This window comes from Dactylosporangium sp. NPDC006015 (assembly GCF_040614215.1).
GTDB lineage: Bacteria > Actinomycetota > Actinomycetes > Mycobacteriales > Micromonosporaceae > Dactylosporangium > Dactylosporangium maewongense.
Genome location: NZ_JBEXUD010000013.1, coordinates 200,347 through 215,617, shown reverse-complemented (window position 1 = coordinate 215,617; position 15,271 = coordinate 200,347). Strand labels below are relative to the sequence as shown.

The window sequence follows — 15,271 nt, the reverse complement described above, 5'->3', positions numbered from 1 at the left end:
CCGTCCGCCGCGTGTTGGTCCACTGACGGAAGGAGTCATGGTGACTCTTCGACCGAACGGGCGGCGCCTGCGCCGCACCGCCCTTGCCGGGGCGTTCGCCGGGGCGCTGCTCACCGGCGTGCTCGTTGCTGGCGCCGGCACCTCGCAGGCGGCGACCAGCCAGCCGTGCGACATCTACGCCGCCGGCGGCACCCCGTGCGTCGCGGCGCACAGCACCACCCGCGCGCTCTACGGCACGTACAGCGGCCCGCTCTACCAGGTCCGCCGCGCCTCCGACAACACCACCAGGGACATCGCGCCGGTCAGCGCCGGCAGCTACGCCGACGCCGCCACGCAGGACAGCTTCTGCGCCGGCACGTCGTGCCTGATCACGATCATCTACGACCAGACGGGCCGCAACAACCGGCTCACGCAGGCACCGCCCGGCGGCTTCAACGGCCCGGCCGCGGGTGGCTACGACAACCTGGCCAACGCCACGGCCGCGCCGGTCACGGTCGGCGGGCACAAGGTGTACGGCGTCTTCGTGGCGCCCGGCACCGGGTACCGCAACAACGCCACGAACGGCATCGCCCGCGGCGACCAGCCGGAGGGCATGTACGCGATCTTCGACGGCACCCACTACAACGGCGGCTGCTGCTTCGACTACGGCAACGCCGAGACCAACAGCCGCGACAACGGCAACGGCACCATGGAGGCCATCTACTTCGGCAGCAACAAGGTCTGGGGCTACGGCGCCGGCAACGGCCCGTGGATCATGGCCGACCTGGAGAACGGCCTGTTCTCCGGCGTGAACCAGCGCTACAACGCCGGCGACCCGAGCATCAGCCACCGGTTCCTCACCGCGATCGTCAAGGGCGAGCCGAACCACTGGGCGATCCGCGGCGGCAACGCCCAGTCCGGCAGCCTCGGCACGTTCTACAACGGCGCCCGGCCGAACGTCGCCGGCTACAACCCGATGAAGAAGGAGGGCGCCATCATCCTCGGCATCGGCGGCGACAACAGCGTCGGCGCCGCCGGCACCTTCTACGAGGGCGTGATGACGTCCGGCTACCCGTCGGACGCGACGGAGAACGCCGTACAGGCCAACATCGTCGCCGCCGGCTACGGCACGTCCGGCTCCACCGGCGGCCCGGCGGTCGGGTCGAACGTGTCGCTGCGCGCCACCACCGCGTGCTGCACCACCCGGTACATCAGCCACTCCGGCGCGACAGTCTCCACCCAGGTGGTCAGCGCGTCCAGCTCCGCCACCGACAAGAGCAACGCGTCGTTCACGGTCCGAGCCGGCCTCGCCAACAGCGCCTGTGTCTCGTTCGAGTCTCGTAACGCCGCCGGCAGCTTCCTGCGGCACCAGAACTACCAGCTGTTCCTGCACGCCAACGACGGCTCGGCGCTGTTCGCCTCCGACGCGACGTTCTGCCCGCAGACGGGCCGCAACGGGCAGGGCAACTCGTTCGCGTCGGCGAACTTCCCGGACCGGTTCATCCGGCACTACAGCAACAACGTGTACATCGCCAGCAACGGCGGCTCGAACGCCTGGGACGCGACCGGGCTGTGGGCCGACGACGTGAGCTGGGTCCCCGCGCCGGCGTGGGCGTGATGGGGACGCGACTGGTCACGCTCGCGGCGGCCGTGTCGCTGCTGGGGGTGGTGTACGCGCTGCCACCGGCGTCGGCGGCGGCACCCAGGACGGGCGGGTCCGTCGTGGGTGCCGCCGTGCCCTCGTACCCGATGCCGGCGCGGGTCACCGGTGACACCGGCGTGCACGACCCGACCGTGGTCAAGCGACCCGACGGCACGTACCTGGTCGCGCACACCGGCACCAACATCGCGCTGAAGACGTCCACCGACCGTGTCGCCTTCCGCAACGCCGGGTCCGTCTTCCCCGGCGGGGCGTCGTGGACCAGCCCGTACACGGGCGGCTCCCGGAACCTGTGGGCGCCGGACCTCTCGTTCCGCAACGGCCGCTACTACCTGTACTACTCGGCGTCGACGTTCGGCTCCAACCACTCGGCGATCTTCCTGGCGACCAGCACCACCGGCGCGTCCGGCAGCTGGACCAACCAGGGTCTCGTCGTCGAGTCCCGGACGTCGGACAACTTCAACGCCATCGACCCGAACCTGCTGGTCGACGACCAGGGCCGGTGGTGGCTGTCGTTCGGGTCGTTCTGGACCGGCATCAAGCTGATCCCGCTCGACCCGGCCACCGGCAAGCGGTCCGGCACGACGATGCACAGCCTCGCGAGCTACGGCCCGGGTATCGAGGCGCCGTTCATCGTCAAGCGCGGCGCCTGGTACTACCTGTACGTGTCGTTCGACCGCTGCTGCCAGGGTGCGAGCAGCACGTACCGGGTGATGGTGGGGCGTTCGGCGAGCCCCACCGGCCCGTACGTCGACAGGGCCGGTCTCGCGATGACGTCCGGGGGCGGCACGCAGGTGCTGGCGTCGCACGGCAGCGTCCACGGCCCGGGCCACGAGGCGGTCCTCGCCGACAGCGACGGCGACCAGCTCGTGTACCACTACTACGCCGACAACGGCGCGTCGCTGCTGGGCATCAACCGCCTCGGCTACGACGCGGCGGGCTGGCCGTACGTGTACTGAACCGTCACATGATCCAGGTGCCGGCCGTCTGCTTGGCGTAGTCGGCGAAGTCCCGGGGCTCCCGGCCGAGGATGAGCCGCACGTCGTCGGTCAGGTGGGCGTTGCGGCCGTCGAGCACGGTCGTGAACAGGTACATCAGCAGGTCGGCGAGCTCCGGCGGCAACTGCGCCGCGTAGTCGGCGGCCGGCACCTGGACGAACGTGATGTCGCGGCCGGTCGCGGCGGCGATCTCGGCGACCGCGCCGGCGAAGGTGAGCAGGCGCGGGCCGGTCAGCTCGTACACCTGGCCGTCGTGGCCCTCCTCGGTGAGCGCCGCGACGGCGACGTCGGCGATGTCGTCGGCGTCGACGAACGGCTCCGGGACGTCGCCGACGGGCAGCGCGACCTCGCCGGCGAGGACCGGCTCCAGGAGGTGGTCCTCGCTGAAGTTCTGGTTGAACCAGCTGCAGCGCAGGACCGTCGACTCGACGCCGGCGGACCGCACGATCTGCTCGCACACGGCCGCCTCGTCCTCGCCGCGGCCGGACAGCAGCACGAGGCGGGTGACGCCGGAGGCGGCGGCGAGGTCGGTGAACGCCTGGATGGCCTGCGGTGCGCCGGGTGCGGCCAGGTCCGGCTGATACGACACGTACACGCTGCGGACGCCGGACAGGACCGGCTGCCACGTCGCCGGGTCGGTCCAGTCGAAGGGCTGCGGGGCGGTGCGGGAGCCGATACGGACCGGGACGCCGGCGCCGCGCAGGCGTTGCGCGACGCGGCGTCCCGTCTTGCCGGTGCCGCCGAGGACAAGCGTTGTCATGCACCCATCTCAGCGCGCGGACCGGCAGTCTTCCATGGCTGGGACTCGCGGATGCATGTCCAGGCGTCTTACGGGAAGTTGAGCAGGTACACGTTGTTGGTCGTGGAGTTCGCGGCCGCGCCGGTGTTGTTGATGATGTGCGAGATGGTGCCGACGCCGCCGAGGGACACGATCGCCATGTTGTGGAACTTGACGCCCGCCACGGCCGGGACCTCGAAGGCGCGGGCGGACGCGACGCTGTTGTTGACGTTGAAGAAGCAGTAGCTGCCCAGGCCCCACGCCTCGAACGTGGTGACCGCGGAGCCGACCTTGATCGCCGGGTAGCCCTGGGTGGAGCCGTTCATCCACGCGGCCTGGTTCGGCGGGTCGTACGGCATCTCGTTCTGGAAGAACACGATCCTGCCGCCGGCGCCGTTCCAGACGACCTCGTTCTTCTGGTAGTGCTCGACGAACAGGCCGGTCGCCAGGACGTTGTCGCCGTTGACGGTGAGGCCGTTGTCGGCGGTGTTGACGGTCCAGCCGACGCCGCTGCCGTGGTCGGCGCGCCACGCCCAGATGTGGTCGATGATCGTGTTGTTGGTGTTGACGACCAGGCTGTTGGTGGCCTTGCCGGCGACCATGCCGCCGATGCGGAAGAACACGTCCTGGATCGTGGTCGGGTTCGCGGCGTGCGACACCCCGGTCTTGGCCAGGCCGACCTTCAGCAGCGTGTCGCTGTTGGTGGTGCCGGCGTCGAAGAGCAGGCCCTTGAGCCGGACCCCGTCGACGTCGGCGACGTCCATCGCGTTGACGCCGTTGTCGGGGATGATGGTGGCGTACCCGAGGCCGAGCACGACAGTGTTGGCCTTCGTGACGTGCAGCGTCTGGTTGACGTGGTACACGCCGGGGGTGAAGAGGACGTTGCAGCCGTTGGCGAACGCCGTGTTGATCGTCGCGGCGGAGTCGCTGGGCCTGGCGACGTAGAAGGTGCTCATCGGCAGCGTCGAGCCGGGCGTCGAGCCGCCGGCCCAGCTGGGCCCGGACGCGTTGGTGCGCAGCGACGGCAGGAACACCCGGTACTTGCCGGCGCCGTCGATGTACAGGTACGGCACGTCCCGCGAGACGGGTGTGGTGCCGAGGGTGGTGTACCGCGGGCCGGCGGCCGGGTTGGTGTTGAAGTTCGTCGCCGGCGCGCCGGGTGTGCCGGAGAAGACCATGTTCCAGTTCGAGCCGCTCCAGCTGCCGAGCGTGCTGTCCTTGGTGTACCACTGCTGCTGCGACGCGGACTCGGTGTTGCCGTCGATCTTCGAGTCGGAGATGTAGCCGCCACTGGCCCAGCCGTAGCTGGCGGGGAACAGGTTGAGCCCGCCGATGATGTGCATCCGCCGGAACGGCGCCGCCTGCGCGACCGCCCACCGGTTGGTGCCGCCGAGCGTGTTCACCGACAGGTTCTCCGTCGAGCGCCAGAAGTTCTGGGTCGCGTTGCCGGCGTCGCTGGCGTTGAAGGCGTCGACGGTGACCGCGCCGTTGATCCTGGTGTCGTCGGGGTTGAGGCCGAGACCGGCGATCGAGGTGTTGAACCCGATGTTGGCGCCCACGTTGTACGGGGTGGCGCTCGGCTTGAGCAGCAGCGCGTCGCGCCTGGTCGCGAACTGCGCGGTCTGCGTGCTCTTCTGCGCCTCGAAGACGCTGTTGAGCGAGGACTGGATCGCCGCGTCGCTCATCCCGTGGTCGTACACGTGGACGTTGGGGCCGAGGTCCGGGGTGTCGGAGTAGGTCGGGCACGTGCCGCTCGGCGGCGGTGTGGTGGTGATGGCGAACTTCTGGGCGCCGGTGCCGTTGCAGTCCCAGATCTGCAGCCGGGTGCCGTTGGCGGTGGCGCCGCTGGGGGAGTCCATGCACCGCCCGGACTGCGGGTTGCGCAGCGACCCGTCGGCCTGCGCGACCCACTGCTGCGCGCCGGTGCCGTTGCAATCCCACAGCTGCAGCTTGGTGCCGTTGGCGGTGCCGCCGCTGGTGATGTCGAGGCACCGGCCGATCGCGGTCAGCGCGCTGCCGCTCCAGGTGTAGTGCTGGTCGGCGGCGCCGCTCTGGCAGTCCCAGAGCTGGACGGCGGTGCCGTTGACGCCGGTGTCGTCGCCGGACACGTCGACGCACTTGCCGCCGGGCCCGATGATCGGGTTGCCCACGACGGCCGCGTTCGCGCTCGCCATGGCCAGCCCGACCGCCGTCACCCCTGTCAACGTTGTCACAATCGCCGCGTAGTACAGCGATCTCGGTATGGCACGCATGCCTACCAGCTCCCTCTGCTCATCTGCCGGGCGCCGTCATGGCGGTGAGAGCGCTCTCAGCACTGCCCGAAGTGTCACGTCGGCGTCTCCGGCATGTCAAGTGCTTCGATCCGCCGTCGATGGTTCCGGGGCCTGCGTGCGACGGGTCAGGACGCGCCGGCGGCGCAGCCGGTGTTGCTCCAGTACGCCTCGTCGTCGATGAGCGCCGCGGGCACCCCGTCGAGCTCGAAGGCGTGGCCGGTGCCGGCGAGGGCGGTGTTCCTGACCTGGTAGAAGACCGGCTCGCGCAGCACCCGCGCCGACGTCCCGGCGTGCCGCCCCTCGAGGACCGCGACCAGGTCCCGCACGCGGACCTCGGCGCCGGAACCGAGCCCCAGCTGCCGCAGCGCGTCACCCGACCCGGCCCACGCGCTCGCCGGCGGGCCTTCGCCGAACGCCCGGGGCGACAGCCCGTCGTCCAGGAGCCGCCCGGCGAAGGCGCCGGCGGTGACCTGATCTTCGATCAAGGGGTGCCCCTTCCGTCGATGCGATCATCGACAGGAGTACCACATGCCGGCCGGCTGTGCCGCCTTAGGCCGCCTCAGGCCGCCTTAGGCCGCCTCAGGCCGCCTCAGGCCGCCTCAGGCGGTCATCCACTGCCGGAGCTTCTCCGGGTTGCGGACCACCCAGATGCGCGTGATCCGGTCGCCGGTGACGGTGAACGCGAACACCGTCAGGGTCCGGCCGGCGTGCCGGGCGACCAGGCCGGGCCGCCCGTTGACGGTGCGTTCCAGGAACGTCGTGCCCCGCGGGACCCGCTCGGCGATCTCGACCCAGGCGCGGGCGATCCGCGCGCCGCCCTCGATCGGCTGGAGGAACGTGGTGGCCAGCCCGCCGCCGTCGGCGACCGCCGTGGCACCGGGGTCCAGCAGGCCGATGAGCGCGTCGACGTCCTTGGCCTCCCAGGCCGCCTTGAAGGCCCGGACGACGGCGGCCTGCCGGGCCGGCGGGGTCGCGGGCGCCTGCGCGGCGCGGATGCGGCGGCGGGCCGAGGACGCCAGCTGGCGGCACGCCGCCGGGGTGCGGCCGACGATCTCGGCGATCTCGGCGAACGGGTAGCGGAAGACGTCGTGGAGGATGAACGCGACCCGTTCGGCCGGCGTCATCGACTCGAGCATCACGAGAAACGCCATGTTGACGGACTCGTCGAGGGTGACCCGGTCGGCGGGGTCCGCCGGGGCGCCGCCGGTCCACTCCGTGCGGTCGGGCAGCGGCTCCGGGAGCCACTCGCCCACGTAGCGCTCCCGCCGGGCCCGGGCCGAGCCGAGCAGGTTGAGGCAGATGCGGCTGGCGACCGTCGTCAGCCAGGCACCGGGCGACTCGATGTCCTGCCGCTGCTCGCGGGGCATGGCGTACCAGCGGGCATACGTCTCCTGCACGGCGTCCTCGGCCTCCGCGAGGGAGCCCAGCAGCCGGTAGGCCAGATTGATCAGCTGACGGCGCTCGTTGATGATCGCTGGGGTGGTCATGGCCGCAACGGCTCCCTCGGTGGCAGGTGCTTCACCGGTACGACACGGCAGCCTCCCGGATTGTGAGGTCGGCCTCGTCGCCTCACACTCCGGTGCGCTGTGCTGTCGAACCCGGTGAGACGAACCCATCATCCAACGGGCAGGGGACACCGATGACCGACTTCCAGGCGATCGCGGACCGCGTCGAGATCGAGGCGCTGCGCGGCGAGTTCACCGACGCGGCGATGATGCGCGACCGCGCCCGCCTCGCCGCGCTGTTCACCGACGACGGCGTGCTGCGGATGCCGAACATCCCCGTCGAGCTGGTCGGGCCGGCGCAGATCCGGGCCGGGGGTGAGCGGCTGCAGGCCCAGTGGGAGTTCTTCGTGCAGAACACCCACCCCGGCACGGTCCAGCTCGACGGCGACACCGCGACCGGCCGCACCTACATCCAGGAGATCGCGCGCACCCGCGACGGCCGCCAGGGGCAGAACTTCGCCATCTACCACGACCGCTACCGGCGCACCGGCGACGGCTGGAAGTTCGCGGAGCGGGTCTACGAGGTCAGGTACCTGGACACCAGCCCACTGGCCGGCTCGGCGCCCGCCTCCACCGACACCTCCAGGGACGCCGACGCCTCCACCTTCACCGGTGCGGCGTCCGAGGCGCGGCTGCAGCGGACCGCGGCGGCGCTGCGGGCGAACAACTTCGCCGTCGAGGTCCTCGACGACGCCGCCGCGGCCCGGGCCCGCGTCGAGGAACTGATCCCCGAGGGCGCCAGCGTGTTCACCGGTGCCAGCGAGACGCTGCGGGTGTCCGGCATCGACGCGGACATCAACGGCGGCGGCCGCTACGACGCGGTCAAGTCACGGACCCTGACGATGGACCGGGCCACCGGCACCCGCGACATCTGGCGGCTGATCGCCAGCCCCGACGTCATCGTGGGCAGCGTCGCCGCGGTCACCGAGACCGGCTCCCTCGTCGTCGCCTCGGCCAGCGGCTCCCAGCTGCCCGGCTACGCCGGCGCCGCCGGCCACGCCATCTGGATCGTCGGCGCGCAGAAGGTCGTGCCCGACCTGAGCGCCGCCCTGCACCGCGTCGAGGCGCACTGCCTGCCGCTGGAGAGCGCCCGCGCCCAGGCGGCCTACGGCCGGCCCAGCGCCGCCAACCGCGTGCTCATCCTCAACGCGGAGCTCGAACCCGGCCGCGGCACTGTCCTGCTGCTGCGCGAACCCATCGGATTCTGAACCGGGGCGTCAGGCCTGCGGCGAGACGGGGCGCTCGAAGAAGGTCTCCAGCACCACGGTGGCCTGCGTGCCGCTGACCCCGTCGATCGCGTAGATCCGGCGGAGCACGTCCTGCAGGTGTGCGGTGGTCGTCGTCCTGACCTTCACCATGACCGACGCGCTGCCGGCGATGACGTGCGCCTCCAGGACCTCGGGCAGCGCCGCGAACGCGTCCGCCGAGTCGCCCATCCAGGCGTCCGAGTCGACCATCACGAAGGCCAGGACGCCGCCGCCCACGGCGGCCGGGTCGACCTCGACCGTGGTGCGCCGGATGACGCCCCGCTCGCGCAGCTTCCGCACGCGCTCGTGGGCCGCGCCGGCGGACAGCCCGACGGCCCGGCCCAGCTCGGCGTAGGGCTGGCCGGCGTCCTCCTGCAGCTTCCCCAGCAGCGTCCTGTCGATCTGGTCCACGATCCTCCGTTCGGCCATTCCTTGCATTCACCGTACTGCATCCTGCACTCTGAACTGAAGGCAGGATGTGGTTCGGTGATTGCAGGAACTGGGAGGAAGTTTCCATGAGCGGTGATTCCCCCGCGCTGTACGAGATGTTCGACGACCGGTTCCGTGCGGGGCGGTGCATGAACGGTGACGAACGGCTGGAGGTCCTGCACACGGGCTGCCGGTGGGTGGAAGGGCCGATCTACCTCCCCGCCTGGCGGCAGGTGATCTGGAGCGACATCCCCAACGACCGGATGCTGCGCTGGGACGAGGAGACCGGCACGGTCAGCGTCTTCCGCCGCGGCGCCGGGCACCCCAACGGCAACACCCTCGATCGTCAGGGCCGGCTGGTCACCTGCGAACAGGGCAACCGCCGGGTGACCCGGACCGAATCCGACGGCACCGTCACCGTGCTGGCGGACCGGTGGCAGGGCAAGCGCCTGAACAGCCCGAACGATGCCACGGTGAAGTCCGACGGGTCGATCTGGTTCTCCGACCCGGACTTCGGCATCACCAGCGACTACGAGGGCTACCGGGCAGACAGCGAGATCGGGTCCAACAACGTCTACCGGATCGACCCCGCGACCGGCGAGGTGCGGCTGGTCGCCGACTGCTTCGGCGCGCCGAACGGCCTGGTCTTCTCCGCCGACGAGCGGCAACTGTACGTCTCCGACACCCGGGCGGGCGTCATCCGGGTCTTCGACGTCCGCGACGACGGCACCCTGTCCAAGGACCGCATCTTCGCCGAAGCGGCGACCCGCGACCGGGCCCGCTTCGACAACCTCCGCTTCGACGACGCCGGCCGGCTCTGGGCCGCCGCGATGAACGACGGCGTGCACTGCTACGACCCCGACGGCACGCTGCTCGGACGGCTGCGGGTCCCCGAAGCGGTCGCCAACGTCTCGTGGGGCGGCGCCAAACGCAACCGCCTCTTCATCGCCGCCGAGACAAGCCTCTACTCCGTCGTCATGGGCGTCACCGGCACCCATCCGACCGGACCGGGACGCCGGCCCTGGCTGGACGGTCAGCGGTAGCCGGGCGCCCCGCCCCACACGTCCCGGCCGCCGGCCCAGGTCCAGAGCCACCCGCGCACGGATCCGGTCAGGGATCCGGTCAGGTGGGCAGCGCCGAGGTGAGGGCCTGGCGGAGGGAGCGGATCGCGGGGTGGTCGGCGTGCCCCTGGCGGACGGCGGTGGAGATGCGGCGGTGGGACTGGGGCTTCGGCAGCGGGCGGGTCGCGACGGTGGGGCGGCGGCCGCGCCAGGTGAGATCGGGCAGGAACGCGGCGGCGTGGCCGGACTCGACGAGGCGGACGTGCAGCAGCAGGTCGCTGCTCTCGTAACGGACGTCGGGCTCGAAGCCGGCCTTGCGGCAGACGGCGACCGCCCACGCCCACGCCGCCGTCCCCGCGGGCTCCAGCACCCACGGGTGACCGGCGAGGGCGGCGACCGCCGCCTGGTTCTGCGGGGTGCGCACCGTCCGCGGGTGCGCCAGCCTGATCGGGTCGACGCACAGCGGCGCGACGTCGATGCCGGCGGCAGGCGGCTGCGGGCTGTCCGGGTACTCCTCGACGATGACCAGGTCGAAGTCGCGGGCGAGCAGCGCCGGGATGGCCGTCTCGGGTTCGGCCTGCGTCAGGTGTACGCGCAGCCGCGGGTGACCGCGTCCGAGGGTCGTGATCGCCGGCGGGACGAGGGCGAGCGCGGCCGTCTGGAACGCCGCGACCCGGACGACGCCCGCGGCGACGGCGCTCGCGGCGGCGATGTCGGCCTGGGCGCGCTCCAGCTCCGCCAGGATGCGGTCGGTGCAGGCGACCAGGATCTGCGCCTGCGGCGTGAGCCGGACCCGGCGCCCGACGTGCTCCAGCAGCACCGTGCCGGTCTCCGCCTCCAGCTGTGACAGCTGCTGCGACACCGTCGAAGGGCTGTAGGACAGGGCGGAGGCGACCGCGGCGAGCGTGCCGCGGTGGGCGAGCTCGCGAAGCAGCCGCAGCCGGCGCAGGTCGAGCACTCGTCCCTCCAGACCGTCGACAACCCGAAACCTCAAACCGTCGACAGAACCGAACGATACCGCTCGGAACGATCCGCTGGACGAACGTGTCACGCGGCGCCGAAGCTGGACCGGTGGAATTCGACGCGCAACTGCGGCAGTGGCGGCACGACCTGCACCGCATCCCGGAGCTCGGCTTCCAGGAGCACCGCACCAGCGACTACCTGGCCGCGGCGCTGGAAGGGATGGGCCTGGCGGTCACCCGCGGCGTCGGCGGCACCGGCGTGGTCGCCACGCTGAGATCCGGCAGGTCCGGCACAGGTGGCGGCGCGATCGCGCTGCGGGCAGACATGGACGGCATCCCGCTGACGGAGCGCGGCGAGCGCCCGTACCGGTCCGAGCACGACGGCGTCATGCACGCCTGCGGGCACGACGGCCACATGGCGATGCTGCTCGGCGCGGCCCGGTCACTGGCCGGGGCCGGGGCCGCGACGGGAATCGACGGGACCGTGCACTTCGTGTTCCAGCCCGACGAGGAGCACGGCCGCGGCGCGAAGGCGATGATCGCCGACGGGCTGTTCGAACGGTTCCCCGTCGACGCGATCTTCGGGCTGCACAACATGCCGGGGCACCCAGCCGGCGGCCTCGCCACCCGGACCGGCGGGCTGATGGCCAGCGAGGACAACTTCGAGATCCGCATCGCCGGGCGGGGCGGGCACGCGGCCCGGCCGCAGATGGTCGTCGACCCGATCGTGGTCGCCGCGCAGCTCGTCCTGGCACTGCAGACGATCGTGGCGCGCAACCTCGACCCGACCGACCCGGCCGTCGTGTCGTGCACGGAGATCACCACCGACGGGGCCCGCAACGCGATCCCCTCCCGGGCCGTGATCCGGGGCGACACGCGCAGCTTCACGCCGGCCGTACAGGCGACGCTGGAGCACCGCATCCGGCAGCTCGCCGACGGGATCTGCGCCGCGCACGGCGCGACGGCCGAGGTCACGTACACGCACGAGTTCGAGCCGACCGTCAACGACCCCGCCGCCGTGGCGACCGCGCTGACCGCGGCCCGGCTCACCGTCGGCGCGGACCGCGTCGACGGCGACACCCCGCCGTGGACCGCCAGCGAGGACTTCGGCGCGTTCAGCAACCAGGTGCCCGGCTGCTTCGCACTGCTCGGCAACGGCGCCGGCGGCCCGTCGCTGCACAGCGCCGACTACGACTTCAACGACGACGTCCTGAGCACCGGCGTCGCGTACTACGTCAACCTGGTCCGCACCGCGCTGCCGGCCGCCACCACATGACGGCCGCGAACCCGCAACGCGACCCGGCCTGGCGCTGCGAGCCCGCACCCGCCGAGGTGCTGGACTTCCACCGGCGGCTTCCCGGGTACGCCCCGACCCCGCTCACCGAGCTGCCCGAGCTGGCCGCCGCGGCCGGTGTCGCGCGGCTCTACGCCAAGGACGAGTCGACGCGGCTTGGGCTGCCGGCGTTCAAGGCGCTCGGCGCGTCCTGGGCGATCCACCGGGCGCTGCGCGCACGGCGCGGTGCGGGGCAGGCGACGATCGTCACCGCGACGGACGGCAACCACGGCCGCGCCGTCGCCCGCTTCGCCCGGCAGTTCGGCCACCGTGCCGCCGTCTACGTGCCCGACGGCGTGCACCCGGCGGCGGTGCGGGCGATCCGCGACGAGGGCGCCGACGTCACCCACGTCCCCGGCGACTACGACACCGCCGTCGCGGCCGCCGCCGCCTCGTCCGGCGGCGGGGACGGCGGAGTCGGCCGAGTCGGCGGAGTCGGCGGGGACCGGCTGCTCGTGCAGGACATGGCGTGGGACGGCTACGAGGACGTGCCGGGGTGGATCGTCGACGGGTACTCCACCCTGTTCGCGGAGCTGCCCGTCCGTCCCGACCTGGTCGTCGTCCCCGCCGGCGTCGGCTCGCTGCTGCAGGCCGCGCTCACCCACTACCGCAGCCGCACCGCCCCGCCCGGCACGGCGGTGGTGAGCGTCGAGCCGGACTCCGCCGCGTGCGTCCTGGCGAGCGTCGCCGCCGGCCGCCCGGTCACCGTCGCGACCGGCACGACCAGCATGGCCGGGCTCAACTGCGGCACCGTGTCGAGCCTCGCATGGCCGTACATCCGCGGCGGCCTCGACTCGTGCACCACCGTCACCGACGCCCAGGCCGCCGCGGCGATGCGCGACCTGTCCGCCCACGGCGTCGACGCCGGCCCCTGCGGCGCCGCGCCCCTCGCCGCGCTGCGGTCTCTGCGGGCCGCCCCGGACAGCACCGTCGTCCTGCTGGTCACCGAGGGCCGCGCCGCGAACGCGCATTGACGGCGGCCAGGACGGCCTCCGCGGTGACGAGGTCCTGCCAGGCCATGCCGACGCTCTTGAACAGCAGCGGCCGGTCGGCGGGCGGGTCGGCGCGGCCGGTGACGACGTCACGCATCGGGACCAGGTCCTCGGGCCGCAGTCGCCGCTCGTGTACGGCCATGCCGACGTCACCGGCCTCGCGCAGGGCGGTGGCGGCGTCCTCGACGACGACCGTCGCGCGGGCGCACAGCGCCGGCGGCACCTCGCGGGCGTCGGGCTCGTGCGAGCCGACGGCGATGACGGTCGCCGTGTCACGGATCAGGCCGGCGTCGAAGAGCGGCTCCCGCGCGGTCGTGGCGCAGACGACGACGTCGGCCTCGCGCAGCACGTCCTCGACCGGCCGGCTGCCCGGACGGCCGCGGGTGAGGTGCGTGACGGTCGCGATGGGCAGCACCGCGGCGAGGGTCTCGGCGTGCCCGTGCGCCTGCGGCCCCGCCCCGAACACCGCCACCCGCAGCGGGTCCGGCATCGCCCGCAGCCGCGGCAGGACGGCGGCGACGGACACCGCCGGCGTGCGCAGCGTCGTCAGCGCCGTGCCGTCCAGCACCGCGACCAGGCCCAGCGACTCGGCGTCGAACAGCAGGTAGGACGCCTGGATGCGGGGCATCCCCCGGGCCGGGTTGCCGGGCGCGACGGTCGCCACCTTGATGCCGGCGTGGGTGCCGGTCGCCTCCGACGGCATGAGCAGGAACTGGCCCGCCCGCACGGCGACGGCGTGCCGCGGCGGGTCGGCGGCCGGGTCGAGACCGGCCCGCAGCGCGGCGGTGATCGCGGCGACGGCCGCGGCGGGCCCGCACGCGTCCCGCACGGCGTCGGCGTCGAGGATCAGCGGCCCGGTCACCGCAGCACGAACCCGGGCACGAGCGGATCGGCGGGGTCGACGACGAACGTGTGCTCACCCGTCCGGTACGCCATCCCCGTCACCTGCGGGATGACCGCCGCCCGTCCGTCGACCGCGGTGGTGGCGAGCACCGTGCCGGCGAACACCGACCCGACGATGGACTCGTGCCGCAGCGTCACCGCGCTGTCCTGTTCGGCGAGGACGGCGAGCCGGGCGCAGGTCCCCGACCCGCAGGGCGACCGGTCGACCTCCCCGTCCGCGAACACGGTGACGTTGCGCTGGTGCACCTGGCCGTCGGCCACCCCCAGGTCCTCGAACAGGATCGTGCCGTACACGCCGCTGAGCCGCGGGTCGCTGGGGTGCACGGCGTGCGGGCTGTCGTTGAGCGCCCACTTCACCTCCCGCCCCAGCGCGATCAGGTCCTGGTAGTGGCCAGGGTCGACGCGCAGCCCGGCGGACGCCGCGTCGACGCAGGCGTAGATCGCCCCGCCGTAGCTGACGGTCACCGCGAGCTCTCCCCGGGACGTGTTGAGCGGCACGTCCCGGGCGATGACGTAGCTCGCCACGTTGACGAAGTCGACGGCGACGCTCCGGCCGGCGTCGCGGTGCACCCGCGCCGTGACCCTGCCCGACGGCACGTCGATGACCACGTCGACCGTGCCGTCGCGCGGTGCCTCGACGATCCCGGTGTCCACCGCCCACACCCCGAGCGCGATCGTCCCGTGCCCGCACGCGGTGGAGAACCCGTCCTTGTGCCAGAACAGCACCCCGAGATGCGCCCCGTCGTCGTCGGGCGGCACGACGAACCCGCCGTACATGTCGGCGTGCCCGCGCGGCTCGAAGCACAGCAGCTCCCGCAGCCGCTGCGCGTCGGGGCTGCCGATTGCCCGCACCCGCCGCTCCGCGACGCTCTGTCCGGGCAGGGCCACCGGTGGCTCCGCCACGATCCGGAACGGCTCCCCGGCCGTGTGGTAGTCAACCGTCGACACAGCAGGCACGATCACCACCCCATCTTGGACCACCGGCCACCGGCCGGGTGCCCCAGGTGCGGAGTCGCCGCACGCCAGCAGGCTCATGGGCGCCGGCCCCGGACAGGTGAGTGATCCCGCCCGAGGAATGAGCGGCCGGGTCAGCCGCGGGCGGTTTGGTGGCTCCTCCGCCGGGAACGTACGCCGACGTAGCACAATCCCGG

General features: G+C 72.6%; 14 protein-coding genes. 6 read left to right on the top strand and 8 right to left on the bottom strand.

Translation table 11 applies throughout. The features are described from left to right. Positions 1-40: 40 nt before the first annotated feature. Complete coding sequence (locus ABZ321_RS24785; protein ID WP_354895066.1) at positions 41-1,597, top strand: alpha-L-arabinofuranosidase B; 1,557 nt, start codon at positions 41-43, stop codon at positions 1,595-1,597. Continuing rightward, positions 1,597-2,598 (top strand): arabinan endo-1,5-alpha-L-arabinosidase, encoded by a 1,002-nt coding sequence (locus ABZ321_RS24780; RefSeq protein ID WP_354895063.1) that lies wholly within the window; start codon positions 1,597-1,599, stop codon positions 2,596-2,598. The genes ABZ321_RS24785 and ABZ321_RS24780 overlap by 1 nt, the downstream gene beginning before the upstream one ends. 4 nt (positions 2,599-2,602) lie before the next feature. Here the strand turns inward: ABZ321_RS24780 and ABZ321_RS24775 are convergent, their stop codons facing one another. From ABZ321_RS24775 to sigJ, 4 genes are all read right to left on the bottom strand, one after another. Continuing rightward, positions 2,603-3,397 carry an NmrA family transcriptional regulator gene (locus tag ABZ321_RS24775; protein ID WP_354895060.1) on the bottom strand — a complete coding sequence of 265 codons (795 nt, stop codon included), beginning with the start codon at positions 3,395-3,397 and terminating at the stop codon, positions 2,603-2,605. A 68-nt stretch (positions 3,398-3,465) separates the two neighbouring features. Continuing rightward, positions 3,466-5,628 (bottom strand): ricin-type beta-trefoil lectin domain protein, encoded by a 2,163-nt coding sequence (locus ABZ321_RS24770; protein WP_354895057.1) that lies wholly within the window; start codon positions 5,626-5,628, stop codon positions 3,466-3,468. 185 nt (positions 5,629-5,813) lie between these two features. After that, positions 5,814-6,173 carry a hypothetical protein gene (locus tag ABZ321_RS24765; protein ID WP_354895054.1) on the bottom strand — a complete coding sequence of 120 codons (360 nt, stop codon included), beginning with the start codon at positions 6,171-6,173 and terminating at the stop codon, positions 5,814-5,816. A 114-nt stretch (positions 6,174-6,287) separates the two neighbouring features. After that, on the bottom strand, positions 6,288-7,175 hold the full coding sequence (gene sigJ / locus ABZ321_RS24760; protein ID WP_354895052.1) for an RNA polymerase sigma factor SigJ: 888 nt from the start codon (positions 7,173-7,175) through the stop codon (positions 6,288-6,290). A gap of 152 nt (positions 7,176-7,327) precedes the next feature. Here sigJ and ABZ321_RS24755 point away from each other — a divergent pair, with 152 nt between their 5' ends. Continuing rightward, complete coding sequence (locus ABZ321_RS24755; protein WP_354895049.1) at positions 7,328-8,401, top strand: LUD domain-containing protein; 1,074 nt, start codon at positions 7,328-7,330, stop codon at positions 8,399-8,401. A 9-nt stretch (positions 8,402-8,410) separates the two neighbouring features. Here the strand turns inward: ABZ321_RS24755 and ABZ321_RS24750 are convergent, their stop codons facing one another. Next, the gene (locus ABZ321_RS24750) at positions 8,411-8,854 is read right to left on the bottom strand and encodes an Lrp/AsnC family transcriptional regulator (protein WP_354895173.1); all 444 of its coding nucleotides are present in this window, start codon (positions 8,852-8,854) and stop codon (positions 8,411-8,413) included. Positions 8,855-8,955: 101 nt separating this feature from the next. Here ABZ321_RS24750 and ABZ321_RS24745 point away from each other — a divergent pair, with 101 nt between their 5' ends. Continuing rightward, positions 8,956-9,912: an SMP-30/gluconolactonase/LRE family protein gene (locus tag ABZ321_RS24745; RefSeq protein ID WP_344505755.1), complete on the top strand. Its 957-nt coding sequence runs from the start codon at positions 8,956-8,958 to the stop codon at positions 9,910-9,912. Between the two features lie 79 nt (positions 9,913-9,991). Here ABZ321_RS24745 and ABZ321_RS24740 read toward each other — a convergent pair whose 3' ends face one another. Next, the gene (locus ABZ321_RS24740; protein WP_354895046.1) at positions 9,992-10,888 is read right to left on the bottom strand and encodes a LysR family transcriptional regulator; all 897 of its coding nucleotides are present in this window, start codon (positions 10,886-10,888) and stop codon (positions 9,992-9,994) included. Between the two features lie 113 nt (positions 10,889-11,001). On the opposite strand from ABZ321_RS24740, the gene ABZ321_RS24735 reads away from it, so the two are divergent. After that, the gene (locus ABZ321_RS24735; RefSeq protein WP_354895043.1) at positions 11,002-12,168 is read left to right on the top strand and encodes a M20 aminoacylase family protein; all 1,167 of its coding nucleotides are present in this window, start codon (positions 11,002-11,004) and stop codon (positions 12,166-12,168) included. Next, positions 12,165-13,199, top strand: coding sequence for a pyridoxal-phosphate dependent enzyme (locus ABZ321_RS24730; RefSeq protein ID WP_354895040.1), 1,035 nt, complete (start codon positions 12,165-12,167; stop codon positions 13,197-13,199). Before ABZ321_RS24735 ends, ABZ321_RS24730 begins: the two co-directional genes overlap by 4 nt. Here ABZ321_RS24730 and ABZ321_RS24725 read toward each other — a convergent pair. After that, a complete protein-coding gene (locus ABZ321_RS24725) occupies positions 13,168-14,079 on the bottom strand; it encodes an ornithine cyclodeaminase family protein (protein ID WP_354895038.1) in 912 nt (303 codons plus the stop codon). The genes ABZ321_RS24730 and ABZ321_RS24725 overlap by 32 nt on opposite strands. Beyond that, complete coding sequence (locus tag ABZ321_RS24720; protein ID WP_354895035.1) at positions 14,076-15,068, bottom strand: proline racemase family protein; 993 nt, start codon at positions 15,066-15,068, stop codon at positions 14,076-14,078. Before ABZ321_RS24720 ends, ABZ321_RS24725 begins: the two co-directional genes overlap by 4 nt. Positions 15,069-15,271 lie beyond the last annotated feature (203 nt).